At 65.7% G+C, this 17,927-nt stretch carries 17 protein-coding genes; 9 read left to right on the plus strand and 8 right to left on the minus strand.

Annotated elements, in window-relative coordinates; translation table 11 throughout:
- Position 1 precedes the first annotated feature (1 nt).
- Entirely contained in the window at positions 2–649 is a 648-nt protein-coding gene (locus AC3WLY_RS24615; protein WP_492309259.1) for an RNA pyrophosphohydrolase, read from the minus strand.
- A gap of 218 nt (positions 650–867) precedes the next feature.
- On the opposite strand from AC3WLY_RS24615, the gene AC3WLY_RS24620 reads away from it, so the two are divergent.
- Together AC3WLY_RS24620 and AC3WLY_RS24625 are read left to right on the plus strand one after the other, a co-directional pair.
- Positions 868–2,604 (plus strand): proline--tRNA ligase, encoded by a 1,737-nt coding sequence (locus AC3WLY_RS24620; RefSeq protein WP_492309260.1) that lies wholly within the window; start codon positions 868–870, stop codon positions 2,602–2,604.
- A 21-nt stretch (positions 2,605–2,625) separates the two neighbouring features.
- The gene (locus AC3WLY_RS24625) at positions 2,626–3,228 is read left to right on the plus strand and encodes a MarC family protein (RefSeq protein WP_111015362.1); all 603 of its coding nucleotides are present in this window, start codon (positions 2,626–2,628) and stop codon (positions 3,226–3,228) included.
- Positions 3,229–3,306: 78 nt separating this feature from the next.
- Here the strand turns inward: AC3WLY_RS24625 and AC3WLY_RS24630 are convergent, their stop codons facing one another.
- Together AC3WLY_RS24630 and ffh are read right to left on the minus strand one after the other, a co-directional pair.
- Positions 3,307–3,858, minus strand: a complete 552-nt coding sequence (locus AC3WLY_RS24630; RefSeq protein ID WP_034182663.1) for a hypoxanthine-guanine phosphoribosyltransferase — start codon at positions 3,856–3,858, stop codon at positions 3,307–3,309.
- A gap of 94 nt (positions 3,859–3,952) precedes the next feature.
- Positions 3,953–5,320: a signal recognition particle protein gene (ffh, locus tag AC3WLY_RS24635; protein WP_034182664.1), complete on the minus strand. Its 1,368-nt coding sequence runs from the start codon at positions 5,318–5,320 to the stop codon at positions 3,953–3,955.
- 89 nt (positions 5,321–5,409) lie between these two features.
- Here ffh and AC3WLY_RS24640 point away from each other — a divergent pair, with 89 nt between their 5' ends.
- The 7 genes from AC3WLY_RS24640 to AC3WLY_RS24670 all read left to right on the plus strand — a co-directional run bounded on the left by AC3WLY_RS24640 (position 5,410) and on the right by AC3WLY_RS24670 (position 13,317).
- Complete coding sequence (locus AC3WLY_RS24640; protein ID WP_034182665.1) at positions 5,410–6,303, plus strand: cytochrome C assembly family protein; 894 nt, start codon at positions 5,410–5,412, stop codon at positions 6,301–6,303.
- Between the two features lie 13 nt (positions 6,304–6,316).
- Positions 6,317–6,625: a PP0621 family protein gene (locus AC3WLY_RS24645; RefSeq protein WP_175963121.1), complete on the plus strand. Its 309-nt coding sequence runs from the start codon at positions 6,317–6,319 to the stop codon at positions 6,623–6,625.
- Positions 6,622–7,212 carry a 1,6-anhydro-N-acetylmuramyl-L-alanine amidase AmpD gene (ampD, locus tag AC3WLY_RS24650; protein WP_175963120.1) on the plus strand — a complete coding sequence of 197 codons (591 nt, stop codon included), beginning with the start codon at positions 6,622–6,624 and terminating at the stop codon, positions 7,210–7,212. Before AC3WLY_RS24645 ends, ampD begins: the two co-directional genes overlap by 4 nt.
- A gap of 451 nt (positions 7,213–7,663) precedes the next feature.
- On the plus strand, positions 7,664–10,669 hold the full coding sequence (locus tag AC3WLY_RS24655) for a ribonucleoside-diphosphate reductase subunit alpha (RefSeq protein WP_175963119.1): 3,006 nt from the start codon (positions 7,664–7,666) through the stop codon (positions 10,667–10,669).
- A gap of 363 nt (positions 10,670–11,032) precedes the next feature.
- The gene (locus AC3WLY_RS24660; RefSeq protein WP_034182669.1) at positions 11,033–12,244 is read left to right on the plus strand and encodes a ribonucleotide-diphosphate reductase subunit beta; all 1,212 of its coding nucleotides are present in this window, start codon (positions 11,033–11,035) and stop codon (positions 12,242–12,244) included.
- 82 nt (positions 12,245–12,326) lie between these two features.
- Entirely contained in the window at positions 12,327–12,653 is a 327-nt protein-coding gene (locus tag AC3WLY_RS24665) for a hypothetical protein (protein WP_072436369.1), read from the plus strand.
- A gap of 28 nt (positions 12,654–12,681) precedes the next feature.
- Positions 12,682–13,317 carry a histone H1-like repetitive region-containing protein gene (locus AC3WLY_RS24670; protein ID WP_175963118.1) on the plus strand — a complete coding sequence of 212 codons (636 nt, stop codon included), beginning with the start codon at positions 12,682–12,684 and terminating at the stop codon, positions 13,315–13,317.
- Between the two features lie 214 nt (positions 13,318–13,531).
- Here AC3WLY_RS24670 and AC3WLY_RS24675 read toward each other — a convergent pair whose 3' ends face one another.
- The 5 genes from AC3WLY_RS24675 to prmA form a co-directional block, all read right to left on the minus strand.
- Positions 13,532–14,005 (minus strand): outer membrane lipoprotein, encoded by a 474-nt coding sequence (locus tag AC3WLY_RS24675; protein ID WP_175963117.1) that lies wholly within the window; start codon positions 14,003–14,005, stop codon positions 13,532–13,534.
- A 19-nt stretch (positions 14,006–14,024) separates the two neighbouring features.
- Positions 14,025–14,963, minus strand: a complete 939-nt coding sequence (locus AC3WLY_RS24680) for a carbohydrate kinase family protein (protein ID WP_175963116.1) — start codon at positions 14,961–14,963, stop codon at positions 14,025–14,027.
- Positions 14,964–15,049: 86 nt separating this feature from the next.
- Positions 15,050–15,553 carry a thiol peroxidase gene (tpx, locus tag AC3WLY_RS24685; RefSeq protein ID WP_034182673.1) on the minus strand — a complete coding sequence of 168 codons (504 nt, stop codon included), beginning with the start codon at positions 15,551–15,553 and terminating at the stop codon, positions 15,050–15,052.
- A 73-nt stretch (positions 15,554–15,626) separates the two neighbouring features.
- Positions 15,627–16,979, minus strand: coding sequence for a zinc-ribbon and DUF3426 domain-containing protein (locus tag AC3WLY_RS24690; protein WP_492309261.1), 1,353 nt, complete (start codon positions 16,977–16,979; stop codon positions 15,627–15,629).
- A gap of 45 nt (positions 16,980–17,024) precedes the next feature.
- Positions 17,025–17,927 carry a 50S ribosomal protein L11 methyltransferase gene (gene prmA / locus AC3WLY_RS24695; protein ID WP_175963114.1) on the minus strand — a complete coding sequence of 301 codons (903 nt, stop codon included), beginning with the start codon at positions 17,925–17,927 and terminating at the stop codon, positions 17,025–17,027.

The following is a 17,927-nucleotide window of genomic DNA, read 5'->3' on the forward strand; positions in this document are numbered from 1 at the left end:
GTCATTTGCCGATGATCACGTGGGGCGGCATCTCGTCGAGCGTGCCCGCTTCCACTTCGATCTCCGAACAGACTACCGATGTGTCGACAATCGTCAACGTCTGCTGGGCCTGTGCGCCGATGACGCGCGGATAGCGCGACAGACGCGGCCCGCGCGGCTTTTCGGCTCGCTGCGCCGGGCGGCGCAGGAAGCGCGACAGTTCCGTCAGCGCCAACTGATAGACATCCCGCTTGAACTCGATCACCGCATCGAGCGGCACCCAGTACTCGTTCCAGCGCCACGCATCGAACTCCGGGTGATCGGTCGCGCGCAAGCAAATGTCGCAATCGCGTCCAACCATCCGCAGCAGGAACCAGATCTGCTTCTGGCCGCGGTAATGACCGCGTACTTCGCGTTTGATGAACTTGTCAGGCACCTCGTAACGCAACCAGTCGCGAGTGCGGCCGATTATCTTGACGTGTTCCGGATGCAGGCCCGTTTCCTCGTGCAGTTCCCGGTACATCGCCTGCATGGGGGTCTCGCCGTACTTGATCCCACCTTGAGGAAACTGCCAGGAATGCTCGCGGAGCCGCTTGCCCCAAAACACCTCGTTGCGCGCGTTCAAGAGGATGATGCCGACGTTCGGGCGAAAGCCTTCACGATCCAGCATACAACCACCTTCGAATCCTTTAAAATTGCTTTGATTATAAACAGATAACGGGCGCTGCGCACCGTGACGGAGCGAATCCGCGCGGGGCGCACCGGCTGAATTGTCCCTGATTAGTCTGCTACGTCATCTGCGCCATCGTCGTTCGTCGCGCGCAGCTTTTTCACCTTGAAACTTTTTCGGGCGCCCCGCCTGGGGGCGCCGTTTTTGGAACCGTCCGCATGAAAGCTTCCCGTTTCTTTATCGGCACCCTGAAAGAAGCACCCGCCGACGCAGAGATCGTCAGCCACAAGCTGATGGTACGCGCCGGCATGATCCGCCGCGTCGCCGGCGGCATCTATAACTACCTGCCGGTCGGCCTGCGTTCGATTCGCAAGGTCGAGGCGATCGTGCGCGAGGAAATGAACCGGGCGGGCGCCATCGAGCTGTTGATGCCGGCCGTGCAGCCGGCCGAGCTGTGGCAGGAATCGGGCCGCTGGGAACAGTACGGCCCCGAGCTGCTGCGCTTCAAGGACCGCAAGGACAACGATTTCGTGATCGGGCCGACGCACGAGGAAGTCGTCACCGACATCGCGCGCAACCAGATCAAGAGCTACCGGCAGATGCCGGTGAACTTCTACCAGATCCAGACGAAGTTCCGCGACGAGATCCGTCCGCGCTTCGGCGTGATGCGCGGCCGCGAATTCATCATGAAGGACGCGTATTCGTTCGACAAGGATGCGGCCGGTCTGAACGAGTCGTATCGCAAGATGTACGACGCGTACGTGCGCATCTTCACGCGCCTCGGCCTCGAATTCCGCGCGGTCGCGGCCGACAGCGGCTCGATCGGCGGCAACTTCTCGCACGAGTTCCACGTGATCGCCGACACCGGCGAGGACGCGATCGCCTACTGCCCGACGTCCGAGTTCGCGGCGAACATCGAGGCGGCCGAAGCGCTGCCGCTGATTGCCGAGCGCGCGGCGCCGGCTGAAGCGATGGAAAAGGTCGCGACGCCGGGCAAGGCGAAATGCGAAGCCGTCGCCGAACTGCTGGCCATCCCTCTCGAGCGCACGATCAAGTCGATCGTGCTCGCGACCGACAACGAAGGCGCCGAGCCGACCATCTGGCTCGTGATGCTGCGCGGCGACCACGACCTGAACGAGATCAAGGTGTCGAAGCTGCCGGGCCTGAAGAACCACCGCTTCGCGACCGAGCAGGAAATCGTCGAGTGGTTCGGCACGCCGCCGGGCTACCTCGGCCCGGTCGGCACGAAGAAGCCCGTCAAGGTGATCGCGGACCGCACGGTCGCGAACATGAGCGACTTCGTCGTCGGCGCGAACGAGGTCGACTATCACATCGCGGGCGTGAACTGGGGCCGCGACCTGCCGGAGCCGGACGTTGCCGACGTGCGCAACGTGCAGAAGGGCGACCCGTCGCCGGACGGCAAGGGCGTGATCGACATCTGCCGCGGCATCGAGGTCGGCCACGTGTTCCAGCTCGGCACCAAGTACTCGGAAGCGATGGGCGCGACGTTCCTCGACGAATCGGGCAAGCCGCAGCCGATGCTGATGGGCTGCTACGGCGTCGGCGTCACGCGCATTCTCGGCGCGGCGATCGAACAGAACTTCGACGATCGCGGCATCATCTGGCCGGAGTCGATCGCGCCGTTCGAGGTCGTGCTGTGTCCGATGGGCTATGACCGCAGCGAAATGGTGCGCGAGACCGCCGACAAGCTGTACGCGGAACTCGCCGCGGCCGGCATCGACGTGATCCTCGACGACCGCGGCGAGCGCCCGGGCGTGATGTTCGCCGACTGGGAGCTGATCGGCGTGCCGCATCGCCTCGTGATCGGCGAGCGCGGCCTGAAGGAAGGCAAGATCGAGTACCAGGGCCGCCGCGACGCCGAAGCGACGCTGCTGCCGGCCGACGCGGCTGCGGCGACGGTCGCGGAGAAGATCCGCGCCGCGCTCGCGCACTAAGCGCGGCGACCGGGGGACACGATGGAATACACGTTCCTGTCGGCCACCGTGCTCCTCGTGCTGATCACCGATCCGCTCGGCAACATTCCGCTGTTCATTTCGGCGATGCGGGACGTGCCGCGCGAGCGGCGCGTGAAGCTGATCCTGCGTGAAGTGGGGATCGCGTTCGTGATCCTGCTGTTCTTCATGGTGGTCGGCGACCGCTTCCTGCGGATGATGAGCCTTACCGACCTGTCGTTGCGGCTCGGCGGCGGGATCGTGTTGTTCCTGATCGCACTGCGGATGATCTTCCCGCATCCGGACGGCGCGCTCGGCAGCGATCCGCGCGCGGGCGGCGAACCGTTCATCGTGCCGCTCGCGATTCCGGCACTCGCCGGGCCGTCGGCGCTCGCGACAGTGATGCTGCTGACGTCGCAGGCGCCGGGCAAGATGTTCGAGTGGGTCGGCGCGCTGACGGTCACGATGCTCGTCTGCGCGGTCACGCTGGTATTGGCCGAAAGGATCCAGCAGTGGCTCGGCGAGCGGACGGTCGCGGCGTTCGAGCGGCTGATGGGCCTCGTGCTCGTCGCGATTTCGGTCGAGATGCTGCTGGCCGGCATCCGCGCGTTCGTGCACCAGCTGTAGGGCGGCGCGGGCACGAAAAAAAACGGCGCTCCGGGAAACCGGAGCGCCGCTTTTTTTATATAGCGGGCAGGGCGGCGATCAGACGTTCGCGGTCAGCGCGCGGATCGTCGGCAGGTTGCGCCAGTAGCCCTTCGCATCCATCCCGCAGCCGAACACGTAGCGGTCCGGTACCGAGAAGCCGCAGAAGTCGGGGTGCAGCGGTTTCGCCTTCGCGAGCGTCTTCTCGCACAGCACGGCCGACATGAAACGCTGCGCGCCCATGTCGAGGATGCGGTCGCGGATCGCGGCCATCGTTTCGCCTTCGTCGAGGATGTCGTCGAGCACGAGCACGATCCGGTCCTTCACCGACTCGCGCGGCGCGACGCGCCAGTGCATCTCCGGGCTGCCCTGCGTCGTGTTGCGGTAGCGGGTCAGGTGGATGTAGTCGAATTCGAGCGGGAAATCGAGATGCGGCAGCAGCATCCCGGTAAACACCGCGGCGCCGCCCATCACCGAGAGAACGAGCGGGAACGCATCGCCGATCTCGGCGCGGATCGCGTCGGCCATCCGGGCGATCGATGCGTTGACGGCGTCGGCCGAGACGATCTCTTCGGAGTGGTCGAAAATGTGGAGGGCTTCTTCGCGGTTCATGTGTGGTGGCGGGCAGTCGGTATACAAATAAGGATGAAGCAGAACGGACGGCGCGCGCTACAGCAAAAACCCGCGCGCCGGCCGACGGGCGGAATCAGCGCATGCCGGGCATCATGCCCTTCAGGCCGCGCATCATCTTCTGCATGTTGCCGCCCTTCAGCTTCTTCATCATCGTACGCATCTGGTCGTACTGGTTCAGCATCCGGTTGACTTCCTGCACCGGCACGCCCGCGCCGGCCGCAATGCGGCGCTTGCGCGTCGCCTTGATGATCTCGGGTTTCGCGCGCTCGGCGGGCGTCATCGAGCTGATGATCCCTTCCATCCGGCGGATCTGCTTTTCGGCCTGGCCCATGTCGGCGCCGGCCGCCGCCTGCTGGAATTGCGCGGGCAGCTTGTCCATCAGCGACGACAGGCCGCCCATGTTCTTCATCTGCGAGATCTGCGCGCGGAAATCGTTCAGGTCGAAGTCGCCGCCTTTCTTGACCTTGTCGGCGAGCTTCTGCGCGGCCTGCACGTCGACGCCGCGCTGCGCTTCCTCGACGAGCGCGAGGATGTCGCCCATGCCGAGGATCCGGTTTGCCATCCGGTCGGGGTGGAACACCTCGAGGCCGTCGAGCTTCTCGGCCACACCGACGAACTTGATCGGCTTGCCCGTGATGTGGCGCACCGACAGCGCGGCGCCGCCGCGCGAATCGCCGTCGAGCTTGGTCAGCACGACGCCGGTGAGCGGCAGCGTGTCGTTGAACGCCTTCGCGGTGTTGACCGCATCCTGGCCGAGCATCGCGTCGACGACGAACAGCGTTTCGGCCGGCTTCAGCGTGCTGTGCAGCGCGGCGATTTCCTGCATCATCGCCTCGTCGATGCCGAGGCGGCCGGCCGTGTCGACGATCAGCACATCATGGTAGTGGCGCTTCGCCCAGTCGACGGCCGCAAGCGCGATGTCGACGGGCTTCTGGTCCGGCGTCGACGGGAAGAAGTCGGCGCCGACCTGTTCGCTCACCGTTTTCAACTGCATGATGGCGGCCGGGCGATACACGTCGCACGACACGGTCAGCACCTTCTTTTTGTACTTCTCGCGCAACAGCTTCGCGAGCTTGCCGACGGTCGTGGTCTTGCCCGCGCCCTGCAGGCCGGCCATCAGGATCACGGCGGGCGGCGTGACCGCGAGGTTCAGCTCGGCGGCCTTGCCTTCATAGTCGCCGCCGATCACGGCGGTCAGTTCCTTCTGGACCACGCCGACGAGCGCCTGACCCGGCGACAGGCTGCTGATCACTTCTTCGCCGAGCGCCTTTTCCTTGACCTTGGCGATGAATTCGCGGACGACCGGCAGCGACACGTCGGCTTCCAGCAGCGCGAGACGCACCTCGCGGAGCATCTCCTGCGTGTTCGCCTCGGTGAGCCGGGCCTCGCCGCGCAGCGTCTTGACGACGCGCGCCATCCGTTGAGTGAGATTGTCGAGCATGGGGAGCGATGGACAGTGGGGCCCGAAGGCGCGACGGAACCGAACAAAGGGAGCCGTCGCGGGAAGGGGGCCTAGTGTAAACTTCGAACATGGATATTGTACTGTATGCCCTCACCGCATTCCTGTACGGCGGCCTCGCCGTCGCAGGCTGGCGCACGCACCGCCAGGGCGCGACGCCGCTCGTCGCGAGCGTGCCGGCCGTGCCGGTTCCCGCGTCCGCCGCGTCCGGGATGAGCGGGGCGGGCCGCGCGCTGCTGTTCGCCGCGCTCGTCGCGCACGGCGTGCTGCTCCACATGACGATTTTTCCGAACGACGCGATGGTGTTCGGCTTCGCGTTCGCGCTGTCCGCGATGTTCTGGCTCGGCGCCGGCATCTACTGGATCGAGAGCTTTTTCTTCCCGCTCGACAGCCTGCGCCTGCTGGTGCTGCCGCTCGCGTGCGGCGCGTCGCTGCTGCCGCTGGTGTTCGGCGGCGTGCGGGTGCTTCCTTATGCCGCAGCGCCGCTGTTCAAGCTGCACTTCCTGATCGCGAACATCGCGTACGGCCTGTTCGCGATCGCGGCGCTGCACGCGATCCTGATGCTGATGGTCGAGCGGCGCCTGCAGTCGCTGCGCAACGGCGGGCGCGACGGCTCGACGGGCTGGATCGCGAGCTGGCTCGAAACGCTGCCGCCGCTGCTCACGCTCGAGAAGCTGCTGTTCCGCCTGATCGGCGCCGGCTTCGTGCTGCTCACGCTGACGCTCGCGTCGGGCATCCTGTTCAGCGAGCAGGTCGACGCGCGCGCGCTGCGGCTCGACCACAAGACCGTGTTCGCGATCCTGTCGTGGCTGATGTTCGGCGGCCTGCTGGTCGCCCGCAAGACGTCGGGCTGGCGCGGGCGCGGCGCCGCGCGCTGGGTGCTCGTGTCGTTCGCCGCGCTGCTGCTCGCGTATGTCGGCAGCCGGTTCGTTTTCGAGGTGCTGCTGCACCGTTCCGTGGTTTGACCGCAGGTTTACGATGCGACAGATTCTTCTCCTGATTCTTCTCTTCTTCGCCGGTTCGTGGCTCGCGCGCAAGGTGCGCCAGGCCCAGGAGCACGCGCAGGCACGCACCGGCCGCGGCGCGGGTGACGGCGGCGCGCCGGGTGCCGGCGCTGCGCGCCCGAACGGCGACGCGCGATCGCTGCCCGAGCCGATGGTGCGCTGCGCCGAATGCGGCGTGCATGCGCCGAAGGGCGATGCCGTTGTCGCGGGCGGCGAATACTTCTGCAGCGCCGAGCACGCACAGCGCCACGCCGCGCGCGCGAGCGGTCACGACGCACGATGAGCGACGCGCCGCCGTTGTCGGTCGACGCGAACGGCTGGGTGCGCGAAGCGCGCCATGCGCCGTCGCCGAACTTCGAGGCGCGGCCCACGGGGGCGGTGCCGACGCTCGTGGTCGTCCACAACATCAGCCTGCCGCCCGGCGAATTCGGCGGCGACGCGATCGAGGCGCTGTTCCTGAACCGCCTCGACTGCGATGCGCACCCCTATTACCAGAGCCACCTGCGCGGCGTGCGCGTGTCCGCGCACTTCCTGATCCGCCGCGGCGGCGAGCTCGTGCAGTTCGTGTCGTGCGACGAGCGCGCGTGGCACGCGGGCTCGTCCGAGTTCTTCGGCCGGGCGCGCTGCAACGATTTCTCGATCGGCATCGAGCTCGAAGGCGCGGACGACGTGCCGTTCGACGACGCGCAGTACGCGATGCTCGCCACGCTCTCTCGCGCGCTCGCCGCACGTTATCCCGTCGACGCATTCGCGGGGCACTCGGACGTCGCGCCGGGCCGCAAGACCGACCCGGGCCCGCATTTCGATTGGCAACGCTTCGCGAGCGATGCCGGTTTTTCCGCCGAATACTTTCCTTTCCGTCAGCACTGATCGCGGGGTTTTTTGACCGGAGAAAGTTTTTTCTCCGACCAATGCCTTGTCGTGTCGGCGCGCGAGCGATGTCAAGACCTTCAGCGTAAATTATCCGTTTGGACGTCGTCCGAATGTCCACTATACTTGGTGCCAGTTGAGCAGTTCTGTACTAGATATAGTGTGTGTCGCAGGGGAAACCCGAGCGGCACCGGCCGGCGGGCAACGCCGGCGGACAGGGTTCTCAGGGCGGCGCGTCAGGCCGGGCGGTCAGAGCGTCGCGATCAGCGCAGCGAATTTCGACGGGGCGGGGTACACATGACGAAGCACACGACCGGCTCGGTTGTCGCGCATCGACCGAACCGGCTTCCCCGACGCATCGCTCGCCTCTTACCGCTCGCGCACCGCACTGCGCAGCGTTCGTTTTAATCCGCGGTTCTCTCCGCACCATCCAACACCAGGAGCTTTGCACATGCAAACCACCGACAACGCGACGTCCCAGTACGAGAGCGCCTCGAGCCGTCCGCTCGGCGGGACCGAACAGGGCGCGCAAGCGCTCGCGCCGCAAGCCACGTTCGCCGACTACAAGGTGATCCGTCGCAACGGCAGCGTGGTGTCGTTCGAGCCTTCGAAGATCGCGATCGCGGTGACCAAGGCTTTCCTGGCCGTCAACGGCGGGCAGGGCGCGGCATCGGCGCGCGTGCGCGAGCAGGTCGAACAGCTGACGCACAACGTCGTGCGCGCGCTCGTGCGCAGCCGCCCGAACGGCGGTACGTTCCATATCGAAGACATCCAGGACCAGGTCGAACTCGCGCTGATGCGCGGCGGCGAGCACAACGTCGCGCGTGCGTACGTGCTGTATCGCGAGAAGCGTCACCTCGAGCGCCAGCATGCGGGCGAGGAAGCAGCGGCGGCAGGCGGCGAGTCGAGCACCGGCATCAACGTCGTCGACAACGGCGTCTCGCGTCCGCTCGACATGAACGCGCTGCGCGCGCTGATCGTGTCGTCGTGCGATGGCCTCGGCGCTGCGGTTAACCCTGAGCCGATCGTCGCGGAGACGGTGAAGAACCTGTACGACGGCGTGCCGATGAGCCAGGTCTACGACTCGGCGATCCTCGCTGCGCGCACGATGATCGAGAAGGACCCGGCATACAGCCAGGTCACGGCCCGCATCCTGCTGCACACGATCCGCCGCGAGATCCTCGGCGAGGAAGTCCTGCAGGCGGAGATGTCGACCCGTTACGCGGAGTACTTCCCGCAGTTCCTGAAGCGCGGCGTCGACGCCGGCCTGCTCGACGACAAGCTGCTGCAGTTCGACCTGAAGCGCCTCGGTGAAGCGCTCGACGCGAACCGCGACCTGCAGTTCGGCTACCTCGGCCTGCAGACGCTGTACGACCGCTACTTCCTGCACGTCGACGGCACCCGTATCGAAATGCCGCAGGCATTCTTCATGCGCGTCGCGATGGGTCTGTCGCTGAACGAGATCGACCGCGAAACGCGCGCGATCGAGTTCTACAACGTGCTGTCGAGCTTCGACTTCATGAGCTCGACGCCGACGCTGTTCAACTCGGGCACGCACCGCTCGCAACTGTCGTCTTGCTACCTGACGACGGTCGCGGACGATCTCGACGGCATCTATGAAGCGCTGAAGGAAAACGCGCTGCTGTCGAAGTTCGCCGGCGGTCTCGGCAACGACTGGACGCGCGTGCGCGCACTCGGCTCGCATATCAAGGGCACGAACGGCAAGTCGCAAGGCGTGGTCCCGTTCCTGAAGGTCGTGAACGACACGGCCGTCGCGGTCAACCAGGGCGGCAAGCGCAAGGGCGCGGTCTGCGCGTACCTCGAATCCTGGCACCTCGACATCGAGGAATTCCTCGAGCTGCGCAAGAACACGGGCGACGATCGCCGCCGTACGCACGACATGAACACGGCGAACTGGATTCCCGACCTGTTCATGAAGCGCGTGATGGAAGGCGCCGACTGGACGCTGTTCTCGCCGTCGACCTGCCCGGACCTGCACGACAAGTTCGGCGCCGATTTCGAGAAGGCTTACACGGCTTACGAAGAGAAGGTCGCGCGCGGCGAGATCAAGCTGTTCAAGAAGATCCCGGCGCAGCAGCTCTGGCGCAAGATGCTCGGCATGCTGTTCGAGACGGGCCACCCGTGGATCACGTTCAAGGATCCGTGCAACATCCGCTCGCCGCAGCAGCACGTCGGCGTCGTCCACTCGTCGAACCTGTGCACGGAAATCACGCTGAACACGAGCGACACCGAAATCGCGGTGTGCAACCTCGGCTCCGTGAACCTGCTCGCGCACCTGGTGAAGCAGGCCGACGGCAGCTACGCGCTCGACCACGACAAGCTGAAGCGCACGATCAGCGTCGCGATGCGCATGCTCGACAACGTGATCGACATCAACTACTACGCGGTGCCGAAGGCGCGTAACTCGAACCTGAAGCACCGCCCGGTCGGCATGGGCATCATGGGCTTCCAGGACTGCCTGCACCTGCTGCGCACGCCGTACGCGTCGGAAGCGGCGGTCGAGTTCGCCGATCGCTCGATGGAAGCGGTCTGCTACTACGCGTACTACGCGTCGACCGAGCTGGCCGAAGAGCGCGGCCGCTACTCGAGCTACCGCGGCTCGCTGTGGGATCGCGGCATCCTCCCGCAGGACACGCTGAAGCTGCTGACGGAAGCGCGCGGCGGCTACGTCGAGGTCGACACGTCCGAGTCGCTCGACTGGACGACGCTGCGTTCGCGGATCGCCGCGCACGGCATGCGCAACTCGAACTGCGTCGCGATCGCGCCGACGGCGACGATCTCGAACATCATCGGCGTGTCGGCGTGCATCGAGCCGACCTTCCAGAACCTGTACGTGAAGTCGAACCTGTCGGGCGAGTTCACGGTGGTGAACGAGTTCCTCGTTCGCGACCTGAAGGAACGCGGCCTGTGGGACGAAGTGATGGTCGCCGACCTGAAGTACTTCGACGGCATGCTGTCGCGCATCGACCGCATCCCGGCCGACCTGCGCGCGATCTACGCGACCGCGTTCGAAGTCGATCCGACGTGGCTGGTCGAAGCCGCATCGCGTCGCCAGAAGTGGATCGACCAGGCGCAGTCGCTGAACATCTACATGGGCGGCGCGTCGGGCAAGAAACTCGACGAGGTCTACAAGCTCGCCTGGCTGCGCGGCCTGAAGACGACCTACTACCTCCGCACGATGGCGGCGACGCACGTCGAGAAGTCGACGGTCGCACACGGCGCGCTGAACGCGGTGCCGACGGGTGGTGCGGGCAGCGGTGGTTCGAGCAGCGGCGGCGCGCAAGGCGCGGCAGGCGGCTTCGGTGCGGCAGGCGGCGATGCGTCGTCGGGCGCGATCGGCGCAGCGGCGGCACTCGCGCCGGTCGAGGCCGACGGTCCGGTGTGCACGATGCGTCCGGGCGATCCGGGCTTCGACGAATGCGAAGCGTGCCAGTAACGCAGCGCGCCTGACCTGAAGATGTGCCGTGCGGCGCGCACGACGACCGATCGAGGTTGAAGTGTGCGCCGCTCTCAACTAAAAAAATGATAAGGAATCTGTAACGCGACACCAGCGTTGCAGGCAGCGACAAGCGATCGAAACATCCCCGACGACGTCGCGTTTCGATCAGCGTTCGATGCGTCGAGCGCACCTCGCGATACACGCGCGACACACGTCGCGCTCTGCATGAACGACGATGCGTTGCTCAAAGTGTTGTATCGAGGTCGCAACGCGAATCGAAAAAAGGATTTTTCGTGAGCGAACCCTTTTATCGCTCAGGAAAAGATGGTACAAACCGTTCTAAATTGATGGTGAGAATTTATGCTCAACTGGGATGACGAGAAGACTGCCGTAACTCCCGCGAGCGGAGCGCAGCACAATGCGATGCGCGCCCCCGCAGGAGTGGCTGTCGGAATGCAGGCTGCGTCGCCTGCCGCCCATCAGGTCCGCGACATTTTCGAAGGCGATCTTGCGGTGCCGCCGCAAGCATCGGCTGTTCCCGCCGGCGGTTCGGAAGCGCGGGTCAATGTCGCCGACAAGCGCATCATCAACGGCCAGACTGACGTCAATCAGCTGGTGCCGTTCAAGTACAAGTGGGCGTGGGAAAAGTATCTGGCCGGTTGCGCGAACCACTGGATGCCGCAGGAAATCAACATGTCCCGCGACATCGCTCTGTGGAAGGACCCGAACGGTCTGACCGAGGACGAGCGCCGCATCGTGAAGCGCAACCTCGGCTTCTTCGTGACGGCCGATTCGCTCGCGGCGAACAACATCGTGCTCGGCACGTACCGCCACATCACCGCGCCCGAGTGCCGGCAGTTCCTGCTGCGCCAGGCGTTCGAAGAGGCGATCCACACGCACGCGTACCAATACATTGTCGAATCGCTCGGTCTCGACGAAGGCGAGATCTTCAACGCGTACCACGAGGTCGCGTCGATCCGCGCGAAGGACGAATTCCTGATCCCGTTCATCCACACGCTGACGGACCCGGCCTTCAAGACCGGCACGCTCGAAGCGGATCAGAAGCTGCTGAAGTCGCTGATCGTGTTCGCCTGCATCATGGAAGGCCTGTTCTTCTATGTCGGGTTCACGCAGATCCTCGCACTCGGCCGCCAGAACAAGATGACGGGTGCTGCAGAGCAATATCAGTACATCCTGCGCGACGAGTCGATGCACTGCAACTTCGGCATCGACCTGATCAACCAGATCAAGCTCGAGAACCCGCATCTCTGGACCGCGGAATTCCGCGCGGAGATTCGCGAGCTGTTCAAGCAGGCTGTCGAACTCGAATACCGCTACGCCGAGGACACGATGCCGCGCGGCGTGCTGGGTTTGAACGCGTCGATGTTCAAGAGCTATCTGCGCTTCATCAGCAACCGCCGTTGCCAGCAGATCGGCCTCGATCCGCTGTACCCGAACGAGGAAAACCCGTTCCCGTGGATGAGCGAGATGATCGACCTGAAGAAGGAGCGCAACTTCTTCGAGACGCGTGTGATCGAGTATCAGACGGGGGGCGCGCTGTCCTGGGAATAACCCGCAGCAGCGAACCCGTTACATGATGGAGCAGCCGGCGGCCTCTCGGCCCCGGCCCAAGGTTTAGGAGCAAGAACGCCTGATGCAAAGCATGCCCGGTGCCTTAGCGGCACAACGACACGACAGGCACTTTGCGAACCCTTCAGTGGGATGGGCAAACTTCCCTCCGGATAAAGCGGACGGCCGTGTGGCGGTCCGCTTGATCAAGCGATTAGGGGTAGCGGCGCGAGGTGCGCCGGCTACCGACTTGATTTGGCGCGCGAGGCCGGGTGGTCACGCGCGCCATACCGTATTCATTAGCGTAAGCGCGCGGTATCCGCGTACGCCGATGAATAGCCCGCTTCGAAGCGCACGTCCTGAACAGCGTCCGCGGGAAGCGGGTTTTGACGAAGGGTGTAGTTTGAACTGACTCTCATCTGAACCTGAAGGAGAACAACATGGCTACCGCCAAGAAGAAACCGGCTGCTAAGAAAGTTGCTGCCAAGAAGACCGTCGCGAAGAAGGCCGCTGCTCCGGCGAAGAAGGCCGCTGCAGTGAAGAAGGTTGCTGCGAAGAAGGTCGCGGTGAAGAAGGTTGCCGCGAAGAAGGCAGCACCGGCGAAGAAGGCCGCTGCGAAGAAGGTCGCAACGAAGAAGGTTGCAGCCAAGAAGGTCGCAGCAAAGAAAGTCGCAGTGAAGAAGGTTGCTGCGAAGAAGGCAGCGCCGGCCAAGAAGGCCGCTGCGAAGAAGGTTGCAGCCAAGAAAGTCGCAGTGAAGAAGGTTGCTGCGAAGAAGGCCGCACCGGCCAAGAAGGCTGCTGCCAAGAAGGCTGCGCCTGCGAAGAAGGCTGCTGCCAAAAAGGCTGCGCCTGCGAAGAAGGCCGCTGCGAAGAAGGCTGCGCCCGCCAAGAAGGCTGCCCCTGCGAAGAAGGCTGCCGCTCCGGCGAAGAAGGCTGCTGCTCCGAAGAAGGCCGTCGTGAAGAAGGCTGCACCGGCAACGACCGCGTCGACCGCATCGGTCGCGCCGGCATCGGGCGTGAAGACCGCGCTCAACCCGGCAGCGGCATGGCCGTTCCCGACCGGCAGCCGTCCGTAATCGCGGCTGACCAGCATCACCCGGGCACTCACGTGGTGTCCGCGGGTTGAGTAGCGCTACTCAATCAGTCCCGCCATCTGGCTCAGGTGGCGGGATTTTTTTCGTCCGTATTCGCCCATGTACCGGCTGCGGCGAGGACGGACGAAAAAAAAACGCATGTGCAGCTTCGCACATGCGTTCGACTGCGGCTTGCGCCGCATGCTGAGGTACCCGGTTAGTGCGTGACGCGCGTGACGCCGCCGCTCGACAGCAGCCGCACACGCTCGCCGGCGCGGAACGCTTCGCCGCTTGCTGCCTGCGTGATCGAGCGCAGGTCGCCGTTGTCGAGGCGCACGGTGATTTCGACACCGTTCGCCGTGCTGAGGTTTTCGCCGACCGCGTTACCCGCGACCGCACCGACGAGACCGCCGGCGATTGCCGTCAGGATCGATCCCTTGCCGCCGCCGATCGCGCTGCCTGCGACCGCGCCGAGTGCGCCGCCGCCGAGCGTGCCGATCGCGCTGCCGCCGCCGTCGGACTGGATGCGCACCGCACGGACGCTTTCGACCGTGCCCATGCGGACCGTCTGTTCGCGCTGCGCCTGGCCGACGCTATAGACATCTGCCGAACCGGGTGCCGTGAAGCAGCCGGCGAGGGTCAGCGTGGCAGTCAGCATGGCCGCGAGCGTGAGGTTTTTTGTCGTCAACATTTTGGCTCTCCCACAATATTCATTTGAGACTGTAACCGAATGCAGCCTCGAAGCGCGCGTCGATTTCGGCGCGCGTCAGTACGTAAGTCTGGGGCCCCTGGTGAGCGATCTTGATCGAACCCATCAGGCTCGCGAGGCGGCCCGTGGTTGCCCAGTCGAGGCCGTTCTCGATACCGTATAGCAGGCCGCCCCGGAAGGCATCGCCGCAGCCGGTCGGATCGACGACACGCTCGGCCGGCACAACCGGAATCTGCTCCGTGCCCTGCTTGTGGCGGATGGTCGCGCCGTGCTCGCCACGCGTAATGACGAGGGCGTCGACCCGGCTGGCGATTTCGTCTTCGGACCATCCCGTTTTGTCGCTCACCAGCTTGGCCTCGTAGTCGTTGACCGCGACATAGGTCGCAAGTTCAATGCTGCGGCGCAGCGTCGCGCCGTCGAACAGCGGCAGGCCCTGGCCCGGATCGAATACGAACGGCACACCGGCCTTGGCGAGCTCTTCCACGTGCTGCACCATCCCGTCGAAGCCGTCGGGGCCGACGATCGCGAGCTTGATGTCCGGCGCGTCACCCGCATGGTTCAGGTGCGACTGCATCATCGCGCCGGGGTGGAACGCAGTGATCTGGTTGTTGTCGAGATCGGTCGTGATCATCGCTTGCGCCGTGTACGTGTCGGGCAACACGCGAACGTGATCGCAGCGCAGGCCGAGCTGATCGAACCGGTCGAGATACGGCTGCGCGTCGAGCGCGCCCATCGTCCCCATCATGCGCGCATCGCCGCCGAGCAGGTGCAGCGCGTACGCGATGTTGCCCGCGCAGCCGCCGAATTCGCGGCGCATCGTCGGCACGAGGAAGCTCAGGTTGATGAGGTGCACCTGGTCGGGCAGGATGTGCTCGCGGAACCGCCCTTCGAAGGTCATGATGGAGTCGTAGGCGATCGAGCCGCAAATCAGCGTAGCCAAGGTGTGCGTTCCTGTAGAAATGAAAGGCCCTGCGCGACAGCGCCGCGCGAAGGGCGCGGCGCGGCAGGGGACAGCGGGGGGAAAGCTTACTTCAGTGCGGCGAGCGCGGCGTCGTAGTTCGGCTCGTCCTTGATCTCGCCGACGAGTTCCGCGTGGATCACCTTGTCCTGCGCGTCGAGCACGACGACGGCACGTGCGGTCAGGCCGTTCAGCGGGCCGCTCGTCACGTCGACGCCGTATGCGTTCGCGAACGCGCGGCCGGTGCGGAACGTCGAAGCCGTCACGACGTTCGCGAGGCCTTCGGTCGTGCAGAAGCGCGTGGCGGCGAACGGCAGGTCGGCGGACACGACGACCACGACCGTGTTGTCGAGCGACGACGCGGCTTCGTTGAACTTGCGGGTCGACGTCGCGCAGGTCGGCGTGTCGAGGCTCGGCACGATGTTCAGCACCTTGCGCTTGCCGGCGAAGCTGGCGAGCGACAGGTCGGCGAGGTCCTTGCCGACCAGCTTGAAATCGGCGGCTTGGGCGCCGACGGCCGGGAACGTGCCGGCGAGATCGATCGGGTTGCCACCCAGCGTAACTTTGCTCATGTTCGTGCTCCGAAATAGCGCGCCGCTCGGGCGCGCGGGTTGAGACGGGCGCGCAGGCGCGCGCCGCGGCGCGTCACGGATAGAAGATCTGGACGCGGAAATTCGAGGCGGGCGTGCCGTTCGTTTCGACGCGGACGATCATCGTCTGCGTCTTGCCGGGCGGCAGCCCGGCGTCGATCGGCGTACCCGGGCGCACGTAGTCGCGCGGCGCGAGCACGCGGCGCACGGTCACGTGATTGGTGTCGTCGAGCAGCGTCAGTTCGAGCGACGGGTACGCGAGCGCGACGCGGTAGCGGTTCGTCAGCGGCACCTTCAGCTCGAGCACGCGCGGGCCGTCGAGCTGGCGCAGGTCGGTCGCGTCGAGCCGCAGGCCGTCGATCGCGCGCGGCGGCGCGACGGTGCAGGCGAGCGGCGCGCAGGCCTGACGGAACCAGCCCTGCGTGACGGGCCAGTAGATCATCAGCGTCTCGCGCTGCCACCATGCGAGTTGCGCGACGAGCAGGAAGGCCAGTGCCGCGGCGACGAGGCCGCTGAAAAAGCCGCCGAGCAACCCGCGCCGCTGCGGCGCGCGCGTCTCGCGCGTGACGGCGAAGTGCGGGCGATCGTCGTCGGTCGGCGCGGCGGGGAACGGCGCGGCGGGTATGTCGGTGACCGCGGCCGGGGTTTCGTCGTGCCGGGCGGCGGCGTCGGGTTCCGATCCGGTTTCGGGTGCGGTTACGGCCGGCGCCGGAGCGAACGCAAAACGCGGTTCGCGCGGCGCGCGCTCGTCGTCCGGTACGGCGAAGTGCGCGTTGCCCACCGGTTCGGTGTCGTCGGTAGCAGTTTCTGCTTCCGACGGAATGTGGGCGACGAAGCGGGGCTCATGCGGGTCGCGTTCGACGGGGGACACGACGGGCGCCGGCGATGCTTCGATTTCCTGTTCCGTCTGCGTCGAATGCGGTTCGGCCGGTTGCGCGGCGTCGGCGGATGCATCGAGCTCGGTCGGGGACGGGAACGGCGCGGGCGTACCCGACAGGTGAACGATGCCGGCTTCGGTGGACGGGAGCGCGAGCGGCACCAGCGGCGCGGTGCGCACGGTCTGCACGTTGTGATGCAGCGACGGATCGACGCCGGCGTCGAGCCACGGCGCCCACATGTCCCAGCCTTCCGGCTTGTAATCGGTGTCGGACGGCAACCCGGCCGGCGCGTCGGCGGCGAACAGCCGCGCGGGCGCGGCCTGGTGGCGCGCATCGCCGTTCTCCGGCGCGGCAGCCGTTTCGGTCAATGCCGGTTCGGGCTGCCGCGCGTGCTCGGGAACGAGCGATTCCGACGCGTTGAAGACTTCGTGGCAATGCCCGCAGCGCACGAGCCCTTCATGCAGCGAGAGCTGTTCCTGCTGCAGCCGGAAGACGGTTTCGCAATGGGGGCAGCGCGTCGCAAGAAGCATGTCGAGCCGGGCGGCCTGCTGGCCAGAGTAAAGGACAGCGCTATTCTAATGGCTTTCCCGCCGGGTTCCGGCAAGGCAGACCCAACCTTCGTGTTCGCGCCAGACCGAGATGTCGATGTAGCGCGCATAGACGGCCGCGACTTCGTCCGCCTGGCGCGCGAGCACGCCCGACAGCGCGATGCGCCCGCCCGGTTTGACCTTCGACGCGAGCATCGACGCCATCAGCTTCAGCGGGTTCGACAGGATGTTCGCGACGACGATGTCGAATTCGCCGTCCGGGCATGCATCGGGCAGCCCGTACGTGACTTCCGCGCGGTTGCGTTCGCTGTTCTGCCGTGCCGATTCCACCGCCTGCGGATCGATGTCGATGCCGATGACCGGGTTCGCCCCGCATTTCTTCGCGAGGATCGCGAGAATGCCGGAGCCGCAGCCGTAGTCGAGCACCGACTGGCCCGGCTTCACCGATTGTTCGAGCCATTCCATGCAAAGGCGCGTGGTCGGGTGGCTGCCGGTGCCGAACGCGAGGCCGGGGTCGAGTTCGAGTACGAGCGCGTCGGGATCGGGCGCGTCGTGCCACGACGGCACGACCCAGATCCGCTCGCCGATCGGGATCGGCTCGAACTGCGATTGCGTGAGCCGCACCCAGTCCTGTTCCTCGACTTCGCGGACGTCGAATTTCGGCGTCCCGGCGAGGCCGATCTCGTTTGCGGCCGCCGCGAGCAGCACGGCCGGATCGTGGTCGGGCGACAGCAGCGCGACCACGCGCGAGTGCTGCCACGCGGTGCGATCGGGCACGAGGCCGGGCTCGCCGAAGAGCGGCTGTTCGTCGGGCGTGTCGGCGTCGGCGTCCTCGACGGACACCGACAGCGCGCCGAGGTCGAGCAGCGCGTCGGACAATGCCTCCGCGTGCTCACGGGCCAGTTCGACGACGAGTTCGCGATAGCTCAT

Source organism: Burkholderia sp. FW306-1C-G01B (assembly GCF_058781685.1).